The sequence below is a fragment of the Streptomyces sp. NPDC045026 genome (assembly GCF_056432625.1).
This window is the reverse complement of the sequence record NZ_JBWKIS010000013.1, coordinates 145,442-162,841: the sequence shown is the minus strand read 5'-3', so window position 1 is coordinate 162,841 and position 17,400 is coordinate 145,442. Positions and strand designations below refer to the sequence as shown.

The following is a 17,400-nucleotide window of genomic DNA, read 5'->3' as shown; positions in this document are numbered from 1 at the left end:
CAGGTCCATTTCGGAGAGCCCGAATACGACTGGTCGTGTTCACCATTCCGAAAGGGATGAACGACGGCACGGTTTCTATTCGCCGAAACGGTGACGGGTCAACCGCGGGCACAATACGGGTCATTCCGCCGGGTGTTGTGAGTCGTTCGGGCTCCGACCGCGCTCGGAACGGCCGCCGGTGTCGGCATCGGCGGCTAACCGACCCGGTGACGTACAGGTGATTACCGGGCGATTTCCCGGTGGATTCCCGGTGACCTGCAACACAACCGCACAACCAGTGACGTTTCCCGATGGTCGATCGCTGAAGAGAACAACTACCCGCGTGACGGGTGTGGCATTTGTGAACTTATTCGAGGGGTGGGGCATTTGAGCCCGCGTAATCCGCGTGCGCGCAGATCGCATGCGTACAAACCGCTGAGTCTCAAGCGCAGGGCCTGGGTGACGGTGGGGGCCGTCGTCCTGGGTGGCGCGGGTGTGGTGACCTACGCCGTCGCCAGCCCGGAGGCGTCCGGTGGCTCCGGCCCCTCCGCGACGACTCCGCGGCCGGTCAAGGTGCGCTCCGCCGCGCTGCGGGCCGACGGCAGCAGCAAGCGGGAGCTCCCGCGCACCGGCACCGAGCCGTTCTCGCTGGTCGGGGTGACCTGGGACAAGCAGAGCGCCGAGCTCAAGGGCACCGCCCAGGTCCGCACACGCAGCAGTGTGACCGGGACGTGGACCGACTGGGTGTCCGTGAACACGGACGCGCACCTGCCCGACCCCGACACCGCCGAGAGCAAGAACGGCGTGCGGGGCATGTCCGAGTCCCGGTGGGTCGGGCCCTCGGACGGCGTCGAGGCGCGCGTGGTCGCCGCCGACGGATCGTCGACCGCGCTGCCCAAGGGGCTCACCCTGGCCATGGTCGACCCGGGCGTCACCTCGAAGGAGGCCAAGGAAGCGAAGGCGGCCAAGGCGTCCGTCGCGTCCGGGGGGCCACAGAACGCGGCGTACACCACCGACCTCGCCGAGTCCCCCTCGCCGTCTGCCTCGGACTCCGCCCCGGAGAGCCCCTCGCCGTCGGCGTCGCCCAGCGACTCGGCTCCGGCCGGCTCCCCGAGCCCGTCGGACTCCGCCTCGGCGAGCGCGAGCCCCAGCCCGTCGCCGACGCCCACCAAGCCCCCGGCCCCGCCCTCCACGGTGAAGCAGCCGCCGATGATCATGCGGTCGGAGTGGAAGCCGGACACCTCTCTCGCGGTCAACTACAGCCCGCCGGAGTACATCGACAAGATCCAGGCCGTCTTCATCCACCACACCGTAGACGCGAACGACTACAGCTGCGCGGACTCGGCCAAGCTGATCCGCGCCGACTACGCCTACCACGTGAAGCCGGATCCGGACGGCAACGGCTGGAAGGACATCGGCTACAACTTCCTGGTCGACAAGTGCGGCCAGATATTCGAGGGCCGCGAGGGCGGCGTCGACGAGCCCGTCCTCGGCGCGCACACGTACGGCTTCAACTCGTACTCGACCGGTATCGCGATCCTCGGCAACTTCGTGGACTCCAAGCCCTCGCGGGCCGCGATGGAGTCCGCCGCGCGCGTCGCCGCGTACAAGCTCGGCCAGTACGGCGTCGATCCGAACGGCTCGGTGAACCTCGTCGCCGCCGCTGACACCGGCGTCTACAAGACCGGCCAGACCGCGACCCTGCGGACCATCTCCGGCCACCAGGACGCGTACGCCACCGAGTGCCCGGGCAAGCAGCTCGAGGACCGGCTCGGCACGATCCGCTCCTTCGCCGCCGGGGCGGGCCGCAGCTCCGCCGTCCCGACCGCCGACGTGAACCGCGACGGCATCAGCGACCTCGTCACCGGCCTGCCCAGCGCCTCCAGCGGCGGCCGCGTCATCGTCGTGCCGGGCGGCGCGAGCGGCCCCGACAGCACCAAGAAGATCTCGCTCACGCAGTCCAGCCCGGGCGTGCCCGGCGCCGGTGAGACCGGCGACCAGTGGGGCGCCGCCGTGGCCACCGGCGACATCAACGGCGACGGCTACGCGGACCTCGCGATCGGCCAGCCCGGCGAGGACGACACCTCGTCGCACGCCGACCGCGGCGCCGTCACCATCCTGAACGGTCCGTCCTTCACGACCGGTTCGCAGATGAACCTCGACGAGGGCTTCTACGCCAACGGCGCCAAGTACGGCTCCGCCGTGGCGGTCGGCGACTTCAACGCCGACGGCAAGGCAGACGTCTTCGCGTCCTCCACCGGCACCGGCGGCACCTGGACGGCGCGCTACGCCGAGGGCCAGGAGTCCAGCTCCAACATCACCAGCGGCGACAAGGCCCTCTCCTACGAGGACGCCACCAGCGGCGACTTCAACAAGGACGGCTACGCGGACGTCGCGCTCAACTACCGCGACTCGACGTCCATCGGCCGGGTCGTCTGGTTCAAGGGCGGCAGGAACGGGCTCACCAAGGCCGGCACCCTCACCGTGAAGGGCGGCCGCGCGATCGCCGCCGGCGATATCGACGGCAACGGCGTCGACGACATCGTCATCGGCCAGCCCTACACCGCCGAGTCCGGCGCGTACGCGGGCGGCCAGGTCACCGCCGTCTACGGCACCGCGGGCACCGGCCTCACCGCCACCGGCGCCAAGGTCATCCACCAGGCCACCTCCGGCGTCCCCGGCGCCGCCGAGTCCGGCGACGCCCTCGGCGCGTCCGTCTCGGTCGGCGACTACAACGCCGACGGCTACGCGGACGTCCTGGCCGGCGCCCCGAACGAGGACATCACCCGCACCAGCAACCGTTCCAACGCGGGTACGTCGCTGCTGTTCAAGGGCTCGTCGACCGGCCTCACCGGCACCGGCGCCCTCGCGATCTCGCAGGACGAGCCCGGTGTCCCCGGCTCGACGGAGACCAACGACAACCTGGGCTCCGCCGTCTCCCTCACCGACCTGACCGGCTTCGGCCGTGCGGACCTGGTGATCGGCGCGGCGGGCGAGGACGCCGGCAACGGCACACTCCTGTACGTCCCGAGCAACAGCACGGGTCTCGGCCTGTCGACGTCCAAGTACATCGGACTGACGCAGCTCGGCACCGCGACGGGCAACCACTTGGGCACCACGCTGGCGCCCTGACAACAGCGCCTGCAGAACCTCTCGCCGCGCGGCTCCCGACACCCGGGGAACCGCGCGGCGAGAGCCGTTTCAGGTCCTGGGCGCCTGACGGTCCTGGCGGCCTGTCAGCCCTGTCGCCCTGTCCGCTTTGCGCCCGCACTTGCGCCGCCACGCCCGAATGGGTTACTCACTACCTTCCACGGAAGCGGACCCGACCGCAGGAGGGGGCGGCCGGGCCCGGTTCCGTTCAGGTCCCTCCGGGGGGCCCGGACAGCCGGTGCATCAGACGCGGCCCCGCGCCCGCCGCGACACGACGGCCCGCAGGATGCGCCGGCCCTCCGTCGACACATCGAGCGCCTGGCGCAGGCCGCCCGCGCCCCGGCCCGCGAGCAGCTCCAGGATCCTGATCTGACGCCGCAGTTCGGCCGCCACCAGCGGGGACATGCCCTCCGTGCGGCCCTCGCGCCGGGACCGTACCGAGCCCTCGCCGTCCTTCATCGCGTCCAGCATGCGGTGGATCTGCAGCGCGCCGACCGAGCAGGCGTCGGCCCACTCGCGCAGCGCGGGCGCCGACGGGGTGCCCGGCACGGCGGCCAGCATGCGCCGGGCGAGCCCGGACGCCTCGTCCGCGTCGTCGTCCGGCCCGGACGGGATCGCGGCCCGCGCCTGCGCCAGGCAGTCGCCCCACTCCGGGCCGCCCTCGGCGAGGCTGCCCCACAACGGGCGCAACGCCTCGTCGTCCTCGGCTCCCAGCAGCGGCACGCAGCGGTCGAGGCAGGCGAGACCGCTGGCCGCGAGACCCCGCTCGTCGGCCTGCGCGATCAGCTCCACCAGACTCATGAAGTACGCCCTTTCCCTGCCCACCCGGCACTTCGTCCCTACTGGGCTCTACTGCGTGCCGGGACGCAGGAACGTCACAGCGGCGCGACGCCGAGCCGGTCCAGGAAGCGGAAGAAGAGCGGCTCGGCGAACGGGTCGGGGTCCTGGCCCAGGACGTCGGCGAGCGGACCCGGCTCGACGGTGCGGCCGCACTCCGCGGCCCATGCGACCGCCCGCCGCGCGGCGTCGGCCGGCTCCAGGAAGTAGTCCTCCAGGGTCAGTTCGTCCTCGGAGAGGTATCCGGCCATGACCTCGCGCGCCAGACAGGTCGTCCACGCGCCGCTCTCGGGCGCGGCCGCCTCGATGACGACGCAGTCGCTGTCCATGACGTATCCGAAGAGGGCGGGCGCGCCGGTCTCGGCGGCCAGCGCGTTCATGCTGCCCACGTCATGGCGCCGGTCCCCGCCGTCCGGGCACTCCCAGACCTGCCAGCCGTCGGCCCGCCGCTCCAGGAGGGTGAGCGCGTCCCGCGCCCCGCCCAACGCGACGAGCTCGGCGAGCGGCCGTTCACTCCTGGCCACGACGTAATAGCCCCAGTAACCCATGCCGGTGCCCCCCCGGTGCCTTCGAAAACGGCTGATCTCGGCTCGGGCCGAATACACCACAGCCGTCCGCGGACGCGCCACCGAAAACCCAAATCCGGCGATTACGCCGGACCGTGGCCGAAGGGCGTCGGACCGTGGCCGAAGGGCGCCCGCTCGGGCGAGGGCCCGCGGAGGGCCTTCTCGTTCTGCATGCGGGTCAGGGAGCGGACGAACATGATGGCCGCGACGACGGCGGCGATGTCGAGCGCGTCGGAGAGCATCATCACCTCCGTGGCCGTCTTGATCTCACCGAGGGACTCTGCGTTGTCGTACATCCTGCCCGCGACGTTGTCGACGACATTGCTCACCAGCCACAGCGTCCACCAGCAGTTGATGACGGCGCGGGAGTGCTTCTGCGGGATCAGACCGGCCTCCGGAACGCTGGCGTCCCAGGTGTCGTTCGCGACCTGGCGCGGCGCCCACAGGTTCACGAACGGCACGAACCAGCCCCAGGAGGCCCAGCCGCGCGACCTGCTGTGCCCGTCGGGCCGGAACACCTCGGCGTTGACACGCACCCGCCGGAACCACACGATGAAGACGACCGCGGTCGCCACCAGCGCACACAGCTGCGCGACGCCCGCCGCCGAGTACAGCGAGTCGATGCGGTCGGCGTCCCCCTCGGCTCCCGCCGAGAGGTGCCCCGCCACGAAGTCCGCCGCGAGACTGCGCTGCTCGAACCCCACCCACAGCGCGAACAGGTCGATCGCGGCCGTCACTCCCAGCAGGACGACGACAGCCTTCGAGACACCGACCGGCGACTTGAGCACGGCAAAACTTGTGGACACAGCGGACCCCCCACGGGTTCAAGGTGAGCCGGTCGCGCGCATCTCCCCAGAGCGCGTCGAACACCGGCCAGCGGAACATACGGTTCAAGCCACCGGGCTGTCCACTGCTCAGTCGTCCGCAGTTCAGCCGCTCAGGACGTTCAGGACCCCAGCCGGTTCGCCAGGGCCACGAACTGGGGCCACGTCAGCGGAGGCTTGCCCGGGTACCAGAGCTTCTGGATCGTCGCCCGCAGCGGCATGAAGATGCCCTGCGCGACCTGCTCCTGCGTCTGCGAGTTCGCCAGGTCGCTCCACACGGCGAACGTGCCGCCCAGGATCTGGCTGTCGTACTTCGCGGGCACCGGCGTCGTGCCGCGCACGACGAGCGGGGTCCAGCTCTCGTAGATCCGCTGCCCGGTCGGGTACACGAAGTCGTTGGGCTGACCGAGGACGTAGTAGAGGTACTCGTCGTTGTAGTTGGTCATCTTGCGGCCCTCGGCCAGGTACTCCTCCGGCGGGCGCGCCCCGATCTCCTTGCCGGTCCAGTACGCGACCTCGAGGTTCTTGTCGGCCTGGACGACACCGCCCCGGAAGAACCCGTCGTTCCACGCCTTGAGGGAGCGGTTGAACGGCTTCATCGTGGCGACCCGGTCGTTCAGCCAGCCCGTCGTCAGGTCGGCGACCTTCGCGTTCGCCCCGTACTTCTTCTTGGCGGCGGCCGCGAGCTGCGGGAAGGACGCCTCGGGGTTCTTCACCGTCAGCGCCTGGTACTCGTCGCCGCCGAGGTGCCAGAACGCGCCGGGGAAGAGGGGAGCGTACTCACGCAGCAGATCGTCGACGATCTTCGCGGACTCGGGGTTCGAGATGTCGACGGCGCCGCGCGTCGGGACCCCTGCCGTGTTCCGCAGCTGGAGCTCGGGGTGCGCCGCGATCACGGCGCCGAGGTGTCCGGGCGAGTCGATCTCGGGGATCACGGTGATGTGCCGCTGGGCGGCGAGCGAGACGATCTCGCGGACCTGCGCCTTGGTGAGGTGGTCGGGCGAGACGATCTCGGGGTGCGAGTCCGACTGGATGCGGAAGGCCTGGTCGTCGGAGAAGTGCAGACCGAACTGGTTGTACTTCAGGTCGCCGATCTCCCGGATCCGGTCCTCGATCCACCCGGCCGTGAAGTGCTTGCGCGCGATGTCCAGCATGAATCCGCGCTGCGGCTTCGCGGGCGCGTCCTTCACCACGCCCTCCGGCGCGGTCCCCCCGCCGTGCACCTCCTGCTTGAGCGTGCGCGTGCCGTAGAAGACACCCGCGTCCCCCGGCCCCACGATCCGCACCCGCCCGTCCTGGACGGTCATCGTGTACGACTCCGGGTTCCCGCTCCCGCCGAGCGCCAGCTCCACGTCACCGGCGCCGGCCTTGGCCTTGCCCGCGTACTTCAGCTTCAGCTCGTCGGCGATGAGCTTGCCCTCGTCGGCGAGCTTCGCGTCCCCGATGACGACGCGGCCGCCGGCGGGGCGCCATCCGGGCCCGCGCGCGGCCGTGTGCTCGCGCACGGAGGGGATGGTCTGCGGGGTCTTGGACAGGGGGTACGACTTCGAGGGCGAGGGCTCCGTCGACGTCCGGGCCGAGGCCGGGCTGGGGGACGCGGTCTTTCCGTCGGAGGGGGGCTCGGCACGGGTGGTGCCGGTGCCGCCCCCGTCGCCGGCGCAGCCGCCGAGGACCATGGTCAGCGCGACCGTCCCCGCCGTGACGACTCCCGCACCGAACTTCGCTCGGTTCCGCGTACCCATCAGTGACCGCCCTCCGGTTTCGACAGCTACCTCGACAGCAACCCCGACATCGAATTCCGCGTCCTAGGAGGCGACCGTACGGCCCCGTTCCCCCGACCTCCTGTCCACCACACGCCCCCAAACTCTCCCTTCCGGGTGAAATTGGTGCATCCACCAGACAGCTCCTGGCCCGGATCGTTAGCGTGGACGCGCATCCGTCACACCCTCACCACATGTCCCGTGAAACTCCTGGCTCACATCTCGTCCCAGTGTCAGGCCAGTCACGTCCCACGTCTCGCCGAGGAGCGCACGCTGCCTTCGCATCGTTTCTCCCGCCTCCCCGGACATGCCGCCCTACCGGTGCAGTCCTCACCAGGGCGTTCGTCGCCCGTGCAGTCGTCCCCGCACGGCCTCACGCGGTTCAACACGCTGCCCGCGGCCGAGGCCGAGCGCGCTCTCCTGACCTGCTGCGGTTCACTCCACTGGGCCCGCCGCCTCGTCGCCCACCGGCCCTACCCGGACCTCGACGCGCTGCTCGCCGCGGCCGACGAGGCGGTCTACGACTTCGTGCCGGCCGATCTCGACGAGGCCCTGTCCCGCGAGACGCTCCCCCTGCCGCCGCACGGCTCGTACTCCGTCGCGCACACGGCGCTCGGCGCGGCACACTCCGCGTACGAGAGCCGCTTCGGTCACGCGTTCGTGATCTGCCTCGACGGCTACGGGCCCGACGAGGCCCTCGACCAGCTCTTGGCCGGAATCCGGTCACGCCTTGGCAACGATCCCGAGGAGGAGCGCGTCCTGTCCTGGGACGAACTGCGCCGACTCGCCCGGGGACGACTCGCCCGGTTCGTGTGGTCACTCGACGCCCGTTCAGACCCCCAGGAAGCGATAGACCCGCAGGAACCAGCGGATTCCGGGCGTCCCGACAGTGCGTCCGATAGCCCGTACGTGGCTGTTTGATTGCCTGTTTGATCACACCGGCGGCCCCCGGGCGAGCGAGCCGACAACTCGTCGATACGATGACGAGCGGCCGGTGGACCGTACCCGGCCGGGCCAGACCGACATCGAAGCCGGCAGGCCCCAATCCCCGCTCCCGGAGGGTTCTTCCGTGCCGGCTGGAACGCTGTACCGCGGCCGGGAAGGCATGTGGTCGTGGGTGGCTCATCGAGTCACCGGTGTCCTCATTTTCTTCTTCCTGTTCGTACACGTCCTGGACACCGCTCTCGTCCGCGTCTCCCCCGAGTCGTACGACGACGTCGTTTCCACCTACAAGACGCCGATCGTCGCGCTCCTCGAGTACGGCCTCGTCGCCGCCATCCTCTTCCACGCGCTCAACGGCCTGCGTGTCATCGCCGTCGACTTCTGGTCGAAGGGGCCGCGCTACCAGAAGCAGATGCTCTGGACCGTCGTCGGCATCTGGGTCGTGCTGATGGTGGGCGCGCTCTACCCGGTCCTCGGCCACGCCGTCCGTGAACTCTTCGGGAGCTGACGCCAGACATGTCTGCTGACACCACCCCTGCGAAGACGCCCGGCGTCGGACCCGTCGAGGTGGTCGCCGTCTACGACGTCGACAACCCGGCCCCCGTCATCGAGGCCCCCCGCATGCGTACCTCGAAGACCCCGCGCTCGACGCGCGGCAACTTCGAGATGGCCGCATGGCTCTTCATGCGCCTGTCCGGCGTCGTCCTCGTCGTCCTGGTCCTCGGCCACCTGCTCATCCAGCTCGTCCTCGACGGCGGCGTGAGCAAGATCGGCTTCGCGTTCGTCGCGGGCCGCTGGGCCTCGCCGTTCTGGCAGGGCTGGGACCTCCTGATGCTGTGGCTGGCGATGCTGCACGGCGCGAACGGCCTGCGTACGGTCATCAACGACTACGCCGAGCGCCCGAACACGCGCCTGTGGCTGAAGGGCCTCCTGTACACCGCCACGGTGTTCACGATCCTGCTGGGCACGCTGGTGATCTTCACCTTCGACCCGAACATCCGATAGGCACGGGGCTGAGGTAACCACTCATGAAGATCCACAAGTACGACACCGTCATCGTCGGCGCCGGCGGCGCGGGCATGCGCGCGGCCATCGAGTCGACGAAGCGCAGCCGCACCGCCGTCCTGACGAAGCTCTACCCCACCCGCTCCCACACGGGCGCGGCGCAGGGCGGCATGGCCGCCGCGCTCGCCAACGTGGAAGAGGACAACTGGGAGTGGCACACCTTCGACACGATCAAGGGCGGTGACTACCTGGTCGACCAGGACGCCGCCGAGATCCTCGCGAAGGAGGCCATCGACTCCGTCCTCGACCTGGAGAAGATGGGCCTGCCGTTCAACCGCACCCCGGACGGCACCATCGACCAGCGCCGCTTCGGCGGCCACTCGCGCAACCACGGCGAGGCCCCGGTCCGCCGGTCCTGCTACGCCGCGGACCGCACCGGCCACATGATCCTCCAGACGCTGTACCAGAACTGCGTCAAGGAGGGCGTGGAGTTCTTCAACGAGTTCTACGTCCTGGACCAGCTGATCGTCGAGGTCGACGGCGTCAAGCACTCCGCCGGTGTCGTCGCGTACGAGCTGGCGACCGGCGAGATCCACATCTTCCAGGCCAAGTCGGTCATCTACGCCTCGGGCGGCACCGGCAAGTTCTTCAAGGTGACGTCGAACGCGCACACCCTGACCGGTGACGGCCAGGCTGCCTGCTACCGCCGGGGTCTGCCGCTGGAGGACATGGAGTTCTTCCAGTTCCACCCGACCGGCATCTGGCGCATGGGCATCCTTCTCACGGAGGGCGCCCGCGGTGAGGGCGGCATCCTCCGTAACAAGGACGGCGAGCGCTTCATGGAGAAGTACGCGCCCGTCATGAAGGACCTCGCGTCCCGTGACGTCGTGTCCCGCTCCATCTACACGGAGATCCGTGAGGGCCGCGGCTGCGGTCCCGAGGGCGACCACGTCTACCTCGACCTCACGCACCTCCCGCCGGAGCAGCTCGACGCCAAGCTCCCGGACATCACGGAGTTCGCGCGCACGTACCTCGGGATCGAGCCCTACACGGACCCGATCCCGATCCAGCCGACCGCGCACTACGCCATGGGCGGCATCCCGACGAACGTCGAGGGTGAGGTCCTCTCGGACAACACCACCGTCGTCCCCGGTCTGTACGCCGCCGGCGAGGTCGCCTGCGTGTCCGTGCACGGCGCCAACCGCCTCGGCACCAACTCGCTGCTCGACATCAACGTCTTCGGGCGTCGTGCGGGCATCGCGGCCGCCGAGTACTCGGCCAAGAACGACTACGTGGAGCTCCCGGAGAACCCGGAGTCCCTCGTCGTCGAGACCGTCGAGCGCCTGCGCAACTCCACGGGCACGGAGCGCGTCGCGGTGATCCGCAACGAGCTCCAGGAGTGCATGGACGCCAACGTGATGGTGTTCCGCACCGAGCAGACGATCAAGACGGCGGTCGAGAAGATCGCCGAGCTGCGCGAGCGGTACCGGAACGTCTCGATCCAGGACAAGGGCAAGCGGTTCAACACCGACCTCCTGGAGGCCATCGAGCTGGGCAACCTGCTCGACCTGGCCGAGGTCATGGCGACCTCCGCCCTGGCGCGCAAGGAGTCCCGCGGCGGCCACTACCGCGAGGACTTCCCGAACCGCGACGACGTCAACTTCATGCGCCACACCATGGCGTACCGCGAGGTCGGCGACGACGGCTCCGAGTCCATCCGTCTGGACTACAAGCCGGTCGTCCAGACCCGCTACCAGCCGATGGAGCGTAAGTACTGATGGCTACCCCGACCATGGACAAGCTCGAGGCTCTCGAGGCGGACAACGGCTCGCACCTCATCACGGTCACCTTCCGCATCCGCCGGTTCAACCCGGAGGTCTCCGCGGACGCGGTCTGGGAGGACTTCCAGCTCGACATCGATCCGAAGGAGCGCGTCCTCGACGCCCTCCACAAGATCAAGTGGGAGCTCGACGGCTCGCTGACCTTCCGGCGCTCCTGCGCGCACGGCATCTGCGGCTCGGATGCCATGCGCATCAACGGCCGCAACCGCCTGGCCTGCAAGACGCTGATCAAGGACATCGGCCCGGAGAAGCCGATCACGGTCGAGGCCATCAAGGGCCTCACGGTCCTCAAGGACCTCGTGGTCGACATGGACCCGTTCTTCCAGGCCTACCGGGACGTCATGCCGTTCCTGGTCACGAAGGGCAACGAGCCGACGCGCGAGCGCCTGCAGTCCGCCGAGGACCGCGAGCGCTTCGACGACACGACCAAGTGCATCCTGTGCGCCGCGTGCACGTCCTCGTGCCCGGTGTTCTGGAACGACGGCCAGTACTTCGGCCCGGCCGCGATCGTCAACGCGCACCGCTTCATCTTCGACTCGCGTGACGAGGCGGGCGAGCAGCGCCTGGAGATCCTCAACGACAAGGACGGCGTGTGGCGTTGCCGCACGACGTTCAACTGCACGGACGCCTGCCCGCGCGGTATCGAGGTCACCAAGGCGATCCAGGAAGTCAAGCGCGCGCTGATCACGCGCCGCTACTGAGCCGCCCGTACGGTCTCACCGGGGCCCCGCTCTCCTTCGGGAGGGCGGGGCCCCGTGCGTTACGGCCGCGCCGTGACCGGCCGCTCGAAGAACGTCTCCAGGGCCACCGTCGCCTGGGTACCGCTGACGCCTTCTATCGCGTACAGCCGGCGCAGCACGTCTTGGAGCTGCTCCGTCGTCGCCGTGCGGACCTTCACCAGGACCGATGCGCTGCCCGCGATGATGTGGGCCTCCTGGATTTCGGAGATCGCCGCGAACTCGTCCGCGGACCCGCCCATCCACGACGACGACTCGACCATCACGAACGCGAGGACCCCCTGCCCGAGCGCGGCCGGGTCCACGTCGACCGTCGTCCGCCGGATCACGCCCCGCTCGCGCAGCTTGCGCACGCGCTCGTGGGCCGCGCCCGCCGAGAGACCGACCTCCTTGCCGAGCGCCGCGTACGCCGTCGTCGCGTCCTGCTGGAGCAGCGCGAGCAACTGCCGGTCTATGTCGTCCACTTCCACCACGTTCGCCATGGCGCAACCGTATCTCGTTCTGACATAGTCCAGTGCGACAGGATGACCTTCAGTCAAGAGTGCGTAGGGGATAATCATGTCCACCCAGAACCACCCCACCGTGTACGAGATCCTGGACGAGCGCTTCCTCGCCGGACGCTGCGCCTACGGGGACGACAGCCTCACCACCCTGCACACCGGCAGCCGTTGGGCCGAAGGCCCCGTCTACCTGCCCGCCTGGCGCCAACTCATCTGGAGCGACATCCCCAACGACCGCCTGCTGCGCTGGGACGAGATGACCGGCACCGTCAGCCTCTTCCGCGACCCCGCCGGACACACCAACGGGAACACCCTCGACCGCGAGGGACGCCTCATCAGCGCGGAGCAGGGCGGCCGCCGCGTCACCCGCACCGAGGCCGACGGGCGCGTCACCGTCCTCGCCGACCGCTTCGAGGGCAAGCGGCTCAACAGCCCGAACGACGCGGTGGTCCGCTCGGACGGCTCGATCTGGTTCTCCGACCCGGACTTCGGGATCACCAGCGACTACGAGGGCTTCCGCGCCGAGTCCGAGATCGGCGCCAACAACGTCTACCGGATCGACCCCGCCACCGGCGAGGTGCGCCAGGTCGCCGACGGCTTCGGGGCGCCGAACGGCCTCGTCTTCTCGCCCGACGAGCGCCAGTTGTACGTCTCCGACACCCGGTCCGGATGCATCCGCGCCTTCGACGTACTCGACGACGGCGAGAGCCTGAGTGACGGCAAGGTCTTCGCCGAGACCAGCGGCGACGACGGCCGCTTCGACAACATCCGCTTCGACGACGGCGGGCGGCTGTGGGCCGCAGCCATGCACGGCGGCGTGCACTGCTACGACCCGGACGGCACACGGATCGGCCGCATCAACGTCCCTGAGCCGGTCTCGAACGTCGCGTTCGGCGGCCCCAAGAACAACATCCTCTTCATCACCGCGACGACGTCCCTGTACTGCCTGATGACGTCCGTGACCGGCGCGCCACGTATCCGCCGCTGACGATATGCCGTCCGGTTCGCCCTGAACATGGCTAATCTGACGGTATGTCACTTGAGCTTGAGCTGCTCGGCTTCGACAACGTGCTGTTCCCCGTCGGCGATCTCGGCGAGGCGGTCTCCTTCTACGAGCGGGCCGGCTTCCGCGTGAAGTTCCGCCTGGACGAGGCCGGGATCGCGCTCCTCGAAGCCGGCAAGGAGACGCCCGGCGTACTGCTGCGCGCGGAGGAGGACTTCGGCCACCGGCCCCCTCCATGGCCGGGCCCGCGCGTATGGCTGGAGGTACGCGACGCCAAGGCGGCGGCCCGCGCGCTGGCGGAAGCCGGGATCCCGCCGGTCGACCCGCCGTTCTCTACCTCCACCGGTCACGTCGTGGAGATCGCGGACCCATGGGGCAACGTCATCGGCCTCACGGACTATCTCAAGCGGCCCGAACTGGCACGGAGTTGATACCCGGGTCCACCGATCCCCATCGGCCGGCCTTCGACCGGTTCCCGGCGGCCGACCCTCGCTTGAACATGTTCAAAAACAGGTCTACAGTCTTTCTCGGCAGCGTTTTTGAACGCGTTCAAGGAGGGGTGGGGAAATGGACCTCACAGTCGTTGCATACGTCGTCTACCTCGTCGTCAGCATCAGCCTGACCATCTGGGTGGCGCGCACCCTGAGCCGTAACGGGAGGATCTTCCTCGCCGACGTGCTGCACGGGAACGAGAAGCTCGCGGACGCCGTCAACCACCTGCTGGTCGTCGGCTTCTACCTCGTCAACCTCGGCTTCGTGGCGCTCTACCTGAGCGGGGACGACACCATCGCCGACACCCGGGGCGTCTTCGAGGCCCTGTCGACGAAGCTCGGCGTGGTGCTCCTCGTGCTCGGCGTCATGCACCTGGGGAACGTGTGGGTGCTCAACAAGATCCGGCGGCGGGGCGTGATGGAGCGGGAGCAGCTGCCGCCCGTCGCCCCGCAGGGCTGGGCCGCGCCGCCGGTGGCCGGGGCGTGACGGCGATGAGCGAGGTCGCGGACCGGGGCACCACGGGGGCCCCGGTCCGCCGGCTCATCCTCCTCTACGACGCCCAGTGCCCGCTCTGCACGTTCCTGCGGAACTGGCTCGCCCGGCAGCGGCAGCTCGTCCCGCTCGACCTGGTGCCGGCCGGTTCCGAAGAGGCCCGGCGCCGCTGCCCCGGAATCGACCACATCTCCACGCTCTCGGAGATCACGCTCGTCGGCGACAGCGGCCAGATCTACCGGGGGCCCGCCGCCTGGGTCGTCACTCTCTGGGCCCTGTCCGAGTACCGGCCCCTGGCCCACAAGTTCAGCACCCCCGCGGGCGCCCGGCTGGCGCGCGCCGCGGTCCTCAGCGCCGCCAAGTACCGTCAGGCCCATCGGGACCAGCAGGTCAGGAAGGCCGGCGGCGGCGCGTACCGCAGGGCGGACGGCTGGACGTACGACCGCGTAGACGGCTGGACCTACTACGGCCCGGCTGCCTGCGACAGCGGCTGCCACGTGCCCGATTAGGCTCTGAGCGTGCCAGCAGAGAAAGAGACCCCCGACAGCGCTGCGAAGAGTCCCGCCACGAGCCCCGCCGCGAGCCCCGCGAAGAGTCCCGCGGAAAGCCCTGCGAAGAGTCCCGCCAAGAGCGAGCAGACGCGGGCGCTGATCCTGGAGACCGCGATGCGGATGTTCCGGGAGCGGGGCTACGACAAGACGACGATGCGGGCCATCGCCAAGGAGGCAGGGGTCTCCGTCGGCAACGCGTACTACTACTTCGCCGGCAAGGAACACCTCATCCAGGGGTTCTACGACCAGATGTCCGCGGAGCACCGGGCGGCCGTGCGGTCCGTGCTCGACCGGGAGACCGATCTGGAGAAGCGGCTCGCCGGGGTGCTGCGCGCCTGGCTGGACATCGCGGAGCCGTACCACGAGTTCGCGGCCCAGTTCTTCAAGACCGCCGCGGACCCGACCAGCCCGCTCAGCCCCTTCTCTCCCGAGTCGGAGCACGCCCGCGAGACGGCGATCGACGTCCACCGCGAGGTGCTGGCCGGCTCGAAGGCGAAGGTACCGGCCGAACTCGCCGCGATCCTGCCGGAGTTGATGTGGCTCTCCCAGATGGGGCTCGTCCTGTACTGGGTCTTCGACAGCTCCGAGGACCGGGAGCGCAGCCGGCGCCTCGCCGAACGAGGGGCACGCCTGACGACGCGCGGGGTCGCCCTCGCCCGGTTCCGGGTGCTGCGGCCGCTCGTCCTCGAGGTGCACGAGCTGTTCACCGACTTCCTGCCGGGGATGACGGAGGCGTCCACGGCGGCGCGGGAGAAGGGGAACGGGACGGGGAGCAGCGGAACGGGGAACGGGAAGGGCTGATCTTCGGGGGCTGCGGGCCGGCGGGGACCGGCGGGGGTCTCTTACCTTTGGTTCATGCACGGCTTGTACGGTCGTCTGATGCCCGGCTCCTCTTCATCGCCCCACGTCAGCCGTCGCGCCGCGCTCGCCCTCGGTCTCGGCGCCGCGGTCTCCGTCACCCTGCCAGGACAGCGCGCCGTGGCCGCGGCACCCGCCGTCGGCGGGGAGCGGCTCGGCAGGTCCGGTGTGCAGGTGGCATCCGGCGCGCCCCGGCTGCCGAGGCTCGCCGCGAAGGCGTGGCTCGTCGCCGACCACGACAGCGGCGACGTCCTCGCCTCGTACGCGGCGCACCGCGCGCTGCCTCCGGCGTCGACGCTCAAGATGCTGTTCGCGGACACGGTCCTGCCGAAGTTCGGGCGGGCCTCGGTCCACAAGGTGACCGCCGCCGATCTCGCGGGGATCCCGTACGGCAGCAGCCTCGTCGGCATCCAGGCCGGGACCGCGTACACCGTCGAGCAGCTGTGGCAGGGCGTGTTCCTGCGCTCCGGGAACGACGCGGTGCACGTGCTCGCCAGCATGAACGGCGGGGTGGGCGAGACCGTCCGCCAGATGCAGGCCCACGCGAACGACCTCCAGGCGAACGACACGCATGTGGTCAGCCCCGACGGCTTCGACCACAAGGGGCAGGTGTCGTCGGCGTACGACCTGACGCTGTTCGCGCGCGCCGGGCTCAAGAACGAGGACTTCCGCGGCTACTGCGCCACGAAGACGGCCGACTTCCCGGCCGGGGGCAAGAAGACGTTCCAGATCCAGAACACGGACCGCCTCCTCACCGGGCAGGGCGTGGCCGCGTACCAGGGGCTCATCGGCGTGAAGAACGGCTACACGTCGCACGCCGGCAACACGTTCACCGGCGCGGCGACCCGTGGCGGGCGCACCCTGCTCGTCACCGTCATGCACCCCAAGTCCGGGTACGAGGCGGTGTACGAGGAGACGGCGGCGCTGCTCGACTGGGGGTTCGCGGCGGCGGGCAAGGCGGATCCGGTCGGCACGCTGGTCACGCCGCTGAGCGAGCAGCCCAAGGGCGCGGCGGCGGCGAAGCCGGATGCGGGCGGCGCGGGTGTGGGGGGCGCTCCCGCCTCGGCCGCGGTGACCACGTCTCGCACCGACGACTGGGCGTTCGGCGGCTCGGCGGCGGTGGCGGTGCTTGCGGGCGGTGGGCTGCTGGCGCTGCGGCGACGGGGGCAGGGGCGGCCGAGTGGGCGCAGGCGACGCCAGGACTGACGTCGACCAGGCTCGGCCGGGCGCACGACAAGCGCGGCCTCAGGACTGACGTCCACCAGGCCCGGCCGGGCGCACGACAAGCGCGGCCTCAGGACTGACGTCCACCGGGCCCGGCCGGGCGCACGACAAGCGCGGCCTCAGGACTGACGTCCGCCAGGGCCCGACTCGGCGATCACCATCACGCGCCGCAGCAGGTCCGAGAGGACCTTGCGCTCCTTCGCGTCGAGGGCGCCGAGGACGCGGTGCTCCTCGCCCCCGAGCCGGTCCATCGCCTTGCGCCAGATCACGCGGCCCTCATCGGTCAGCTCCACGTCGACCCGGCGCCGGTCGGTCCTGGACGGCGTACGGACGACGAGGCCACGGCGTTCGAGGCCGTCGAGGCGGCCCGTGACGGAGGCGGGGGCGAGGCCCAGGTCCGAGGCGAGTTCCGAGGGCGTCGCGCGGCCTTCGCGGCCCGCGAGCTTGTGCAGCGTGTCGTACTCGAAGCGCTCCAGGTCCACGTCCACCAGGGCCTGTTCGCGGACCTTGCGCAGATGCCGGGTGAGCTCGCCCGCGCGCGTGACCGCGCCCTCGACGTCCGGGTCGAGGTCCGGCATGACCGGCAGCCAGCGCGCCAGATGCCCATCGGTCCAGTCGCGTTCCATCGGGGCAGTCTAT

The 17,400-nt window shown here is 70.1% G+C and carries 18 protein-coding genes; 12 read left to right on the top strand and 6 right to left on the bottom strand.

Features of this window, described 5'->3' with window-relative positions; genetic code table 11:
- Window positions 1-438: 438 nt before the first annotated feature.
- The gene (locus AC07EJ_RS26420; protein ID WP_478885036.1) at window positions 439-3,111 is read left to right on the top strand and encodes an N-acetylmuramoyl-L-alanine amidase; all 2,673 of its coding nucleotides are present in this window, start codon (window positions 439-441) and stop codon (window positions 3,109-3,111) included.
- 261 nt (window positions 3,112-3,372) lie between these two features.
- Here AC07EJ_RS26420 and AC07EJ_RS26415 read toward each other — a convergent pair whose 3' ends face one another.
- From AC07EJ_RS26415 to AC07EJ_RS26400, 4 genes are all read right to left on the bottom strand, one after another.
- Window positions 3,373-3,930, bottom strand: coding sequence for a hypothetical protein (locus AC07EJ_RS26415; protein WP_389479939.1), 558 nt, complete (start codon window positions 3,928-3,930; stop codon window positions 3,373-3,375).
- A 74-nt stretch (window positions 3,931-4,004) separates the two neighbouring features.
- The gene (locus AC07EJ_RS26410) at window positions 4,005-4,514 is read right to left on the bottom strand and encodes a hypothetical protein (protein WP_389479937.1); all 510 of its coding nucleotides are present in this window, start codon (window positions 4,512-4,514) and stop codon (window positions 4,005-4,007) included.
- A gap of 101 nt (window positions 4,515-4,615) precedes the next feature.
- Window positions 4,616-5,320 carry a DUF4328 domain-containing protein gene (locus tag AC07EJ_RS26405; protein ID WP_478885035.1) on the bottom strand — a complete coding sequence of 235 codons (705 nt, stop codon included), beginning with the start codon at window positions 5,318-5,320 and terminating at the stop codon, window positions 4,616-4,618.
- Window positions 5,321-5,478: 158 nt separating this feature from the next.
- Window positions 5,479-7,098: a beta-N-acetylhexosaminidase gene (locus AC07EJ_RS26400; protein WP_393585693.1), complete on the bottom strand. Its 1,620-nt coding sequence runs from the start codon at window positions 7,096-7,098 to the stop codon at window positions 5,479-5,481.
- Between the two features lie 369 nt (window positions 7,099-7,467).
- On the opposite strand from AC07EJ_RS26400, the gene AC07EJ_RS26395 reads away from it, so the two are divergent.
- The 5 genes from AC07EJ_RS26395 (at window position 7,468) to AC07EJ_RS26375 (ending at window position 11,605) form a co-directional block, all read left to right on the top strand.
- Window positions 7,468-8,037 carry a 2-oxo-4-hydroxy-4-carboxy-5-ureidoimidazoline decarboxylase gene (locus tag AC07EJ_RS26395; protein WP_389479929.1) on the top strand — a complete coding sequence of 190 codons (570 nt, stop codon included), beginning with the start codon at window positions 7,468-7,470 and terminating at the stop codon, window positions 8,035-8,037.
- A gap of 148 nt (window positions 8,038-8,185) precedes the next feature.
- A complete protein-coding gene (sdhC, locus tag AC07EJ_RS26390; protein WP_100594758.1) occupies window positions 8,186-8,566 on the top strand; it encodes a succinate dehydrogenase, cytochrome b556 subunit in 381 nt (126 codons plus the stop codon).
- A gap of 8 nt (window positions 8,567-8,574) precedes the next feature.
- Entirely contained in the window at window positions 8,575-9,063 is a 489-nt protein-coding gene (locus tag AC07EJ_RS26385; protein ID WP_389479926.1) for a succinate dehydrogenase hydrophobic membrane anchor subunit, read from the top strand.
- Between the two features lie 23 nt (window positions 9,064-9,086).
- The gene (gene sdhA / locus AC07EJ_RS26380; protein ID WP_389479923.1) at window positions 9,087-10,841 is read left to right on the top strand and encodes a succinate dehydrogenase flavoprotein subunit; all 1,755 of its coding nucleotides are present in this window, start codon (window positions 9,087-9,089) and stop codon (window positions 10,839-10,841) included.
- Window positions 10,841-11,605, top strand: coding sequence for a succinate dehydrogenase iron-sulfur subunit (locus AC07EJ_RS26375; RefSeq protein WP_389479920.1), 765 nt, complete (start codon window positions 10,841-10,843; stop codon window positions 11,603-11,605). The genes sdhA and AC07EJ_RS26375 overlap by 1 nt, the downstream gene beginning before the upstream one ends.
- 59 nt (window positions 11,606-11,664) lie before the next feature.
- On the opposite strand, the gene AC07EJ_RS26370 is transcribed toward AC07EJ_RS26375, so the two are convergent.
- Window positions 11,665-12,105 carry an Lrp/AsnC family transcriptional regulator gene (locus AC07EJ_RS26370; protein ID WP_478885050.1) on the bottom strand — a complete coding sequence of 147 codons (441 nt, stop codon included), beginning with the start codon at window positions 12,103-12,105 and terminating at the stop codon, window positions 11,665-11,667.
- A 94-nt stretch (window positions 12,106-12,199) separates the two neighbouring features.
- Between AC07EJ_RS26370 and AC07EJ_RS26365 the strand changes: the two genes are divergently transcribed.
- From AC07EJ_RS26365 to AC07EJ_RS26340, 6 genes are all read left to right on the top strand, one after another.
- A complete protein-coding gene (locus tag AC07EJ_RS26365) occupies window positions 12,200-13,129 on the top strand; it encodes an SMP-30/gluconolactonase/LRE family protein (RefSeq protein WP_478885034.1) in 930 nt (309 codons plus the stop codon).
- A 44-nt stretch (window positions 13,130-13,173) separates the two neighbouring features.
- Window positions 13,174-13,575 (top strand): VOC family protein, encoded by a 402-nt coding sequence (locus AC07EJ_RS26360; RefSeq protein ID WP_478885033.1) that lies wholly within the window; start codon window positions 13,174-13,176, stop codon window positions 13,573-13,575.
- A 136-nt stretch (window positions 13,576-13,711) separates the two neighbouring features.
- Entirely contained in the window at window positions 13,712-14,122 is a 411-nt protein-coding gene (locus AC07EJ_RS26355) for a hypothetical protein (RefSeq protein WP_389479913.1), read from the top strand.
- Between the two features lie 5 nt (window positions 14,123-14,127).
- Window positions 14,128-14,637, top strand: coding sequence for a thiol-disulfide oxidoreductase DCC family protein (locus AC07EJ_RS26350; RefSeq protein WP_389480076.1), 510 nt, complete (start codon window positions 14,128-14,130; stop codon window positions 14,635-14,637).
- A gap of 9 nt (window positions 14,638-14,646) precedes the next feature.
- Complete coding sequence (locus AC07EJ_RS26345) at window positions 14,647-15,480, top strand: TetR/AcrR family transcriptional regulator (protein WP_393585685.1); 834 nt, start codon at window positions 14,647-14,649, stop codon at window positions 15,478-15,480.
- A 78-nt stretch (window positions 15,481-15,558) separates the two neighbouring features.
- Complete coding sequence (locus AC07EJ_RS26340; RefSeq protein WP_478885032.1) at window positions 15,559-16,743, top strand: D-alanyl-D-alanine carboxypeptidase family protein; 1,185 nt, start codon at window positions 15,559-15,561, stop codon at window positions 16,741-16,743.
- Window positions 16,744-16,880: 137 nt separating this feature from the next.
- On the opposite strand, the gene AC07EJ_RS26335 is transcribed toward AC07EJ_RS26340, so the two are convergent.
- Window positions 16,881-17,387, bottom strand: coding sequence for a MarR family winged helix-turn-helix transcriptional regulator (locus AC07EJ_RS26335; RefSeq protein WP_389479908.1), 507 nt, complete (start codon window positions 17,385-17,387; stop codon window positions 16,881-16,883).
- Window positions 17,388-17,400 lie beyond the last annotated feature (13 nt).

Excerpts from the sequence above, each read along its gene's own strand:
- AC07EJ_RS26415 (WP_389479939.1), bottom strand. The coding sequence starts at position 3,930 with ATGAGTCTGGTGGAGCTGATCGCGCAGGCCGACGAGCGGGGTCTCGCG.
- AC07EJ_RS26410 (WP_389479937.1), bottom strand. The coding sequence starts at position 4,514 with ATGGGTTACTGGGGCTATTACGTCGTGGCCAGGAGTGAACGGCCGCTC.
- AC07EJ_RS26400 (WP_393585693.1), bottom strand. The coding sequence starts at position 7,098 with ATGGGTACGCGGAACCGAGCGAAGTTCGGTGCGGGAGTCGTCACGGCG.
- AC07EJ_RS26385 (WP_389479926.1), top strand. The coding sequence starts at position 8,575 with ATGTCTGCTGACACCACCCCTGCGAAGACGCCCGGCGTCGGACCCGTC.
- sdhA (WP_389479923.1), top strand. The coding sequence starts at position 9,087 with ATGAAGATCCACAAGTACGACACCGTCATCGTCGGCGCCGGCGGCGCG.
- AC07EJ_RS26375 (WP_389479920.1), top strand. The coding sequence starts at position 10,841 with ATGGCTACCCCGACCATGGACAAGCTCGAGGCTCTCGAGGCGGACAAC.
- AC07EJ_RS26365 (WP_478885034.1), top strand. The coding sequence starts at position 12,200 with ATGTCCACCCAGAACCACCCCACCGTGTACGAGATCCTGGACGAGCGC.
- AC07EJ_RS26360 (WP_478885033.1), top strand. The coding sequence starts at position 13,174 with ATGTCACTTGAGCTTGAGCTGCTCGGCTTCGACAACGTGCTGTTCCCC.
- AC07EJ_RS26355 (WP_389479913.1), top strand. The coding sequence starts at position 13,712 with ATGGACCTCACAGTCGTTGCATACGTCGTCTACCTCGTCGTCAGCATC.
- AC07EJ_RS26350 (WP_389480076.1), top strand. The coding sequence starts at position 14,128 with ATGAGCGAGGTCGCGGACCGGGGCACCACGGGGGCCCCGGTCCGCCGG.
- AC07EJ_RS26340 (WP_478885032.1), top strand. The coding sequence starts at position 15,559 with ATGCCCGGCTCCTCTTCATCGCCCCACGTCAGCCGTCGCGCCGCGCTC.
- AC07EJ_RS26335 (WP_389479908.1), bottom strand. The coding sequence starts at position 17,387 with ATGGAACGCGACTGGACCGATGGGCATCTGGCGCGCTGGCTGCCGGTC.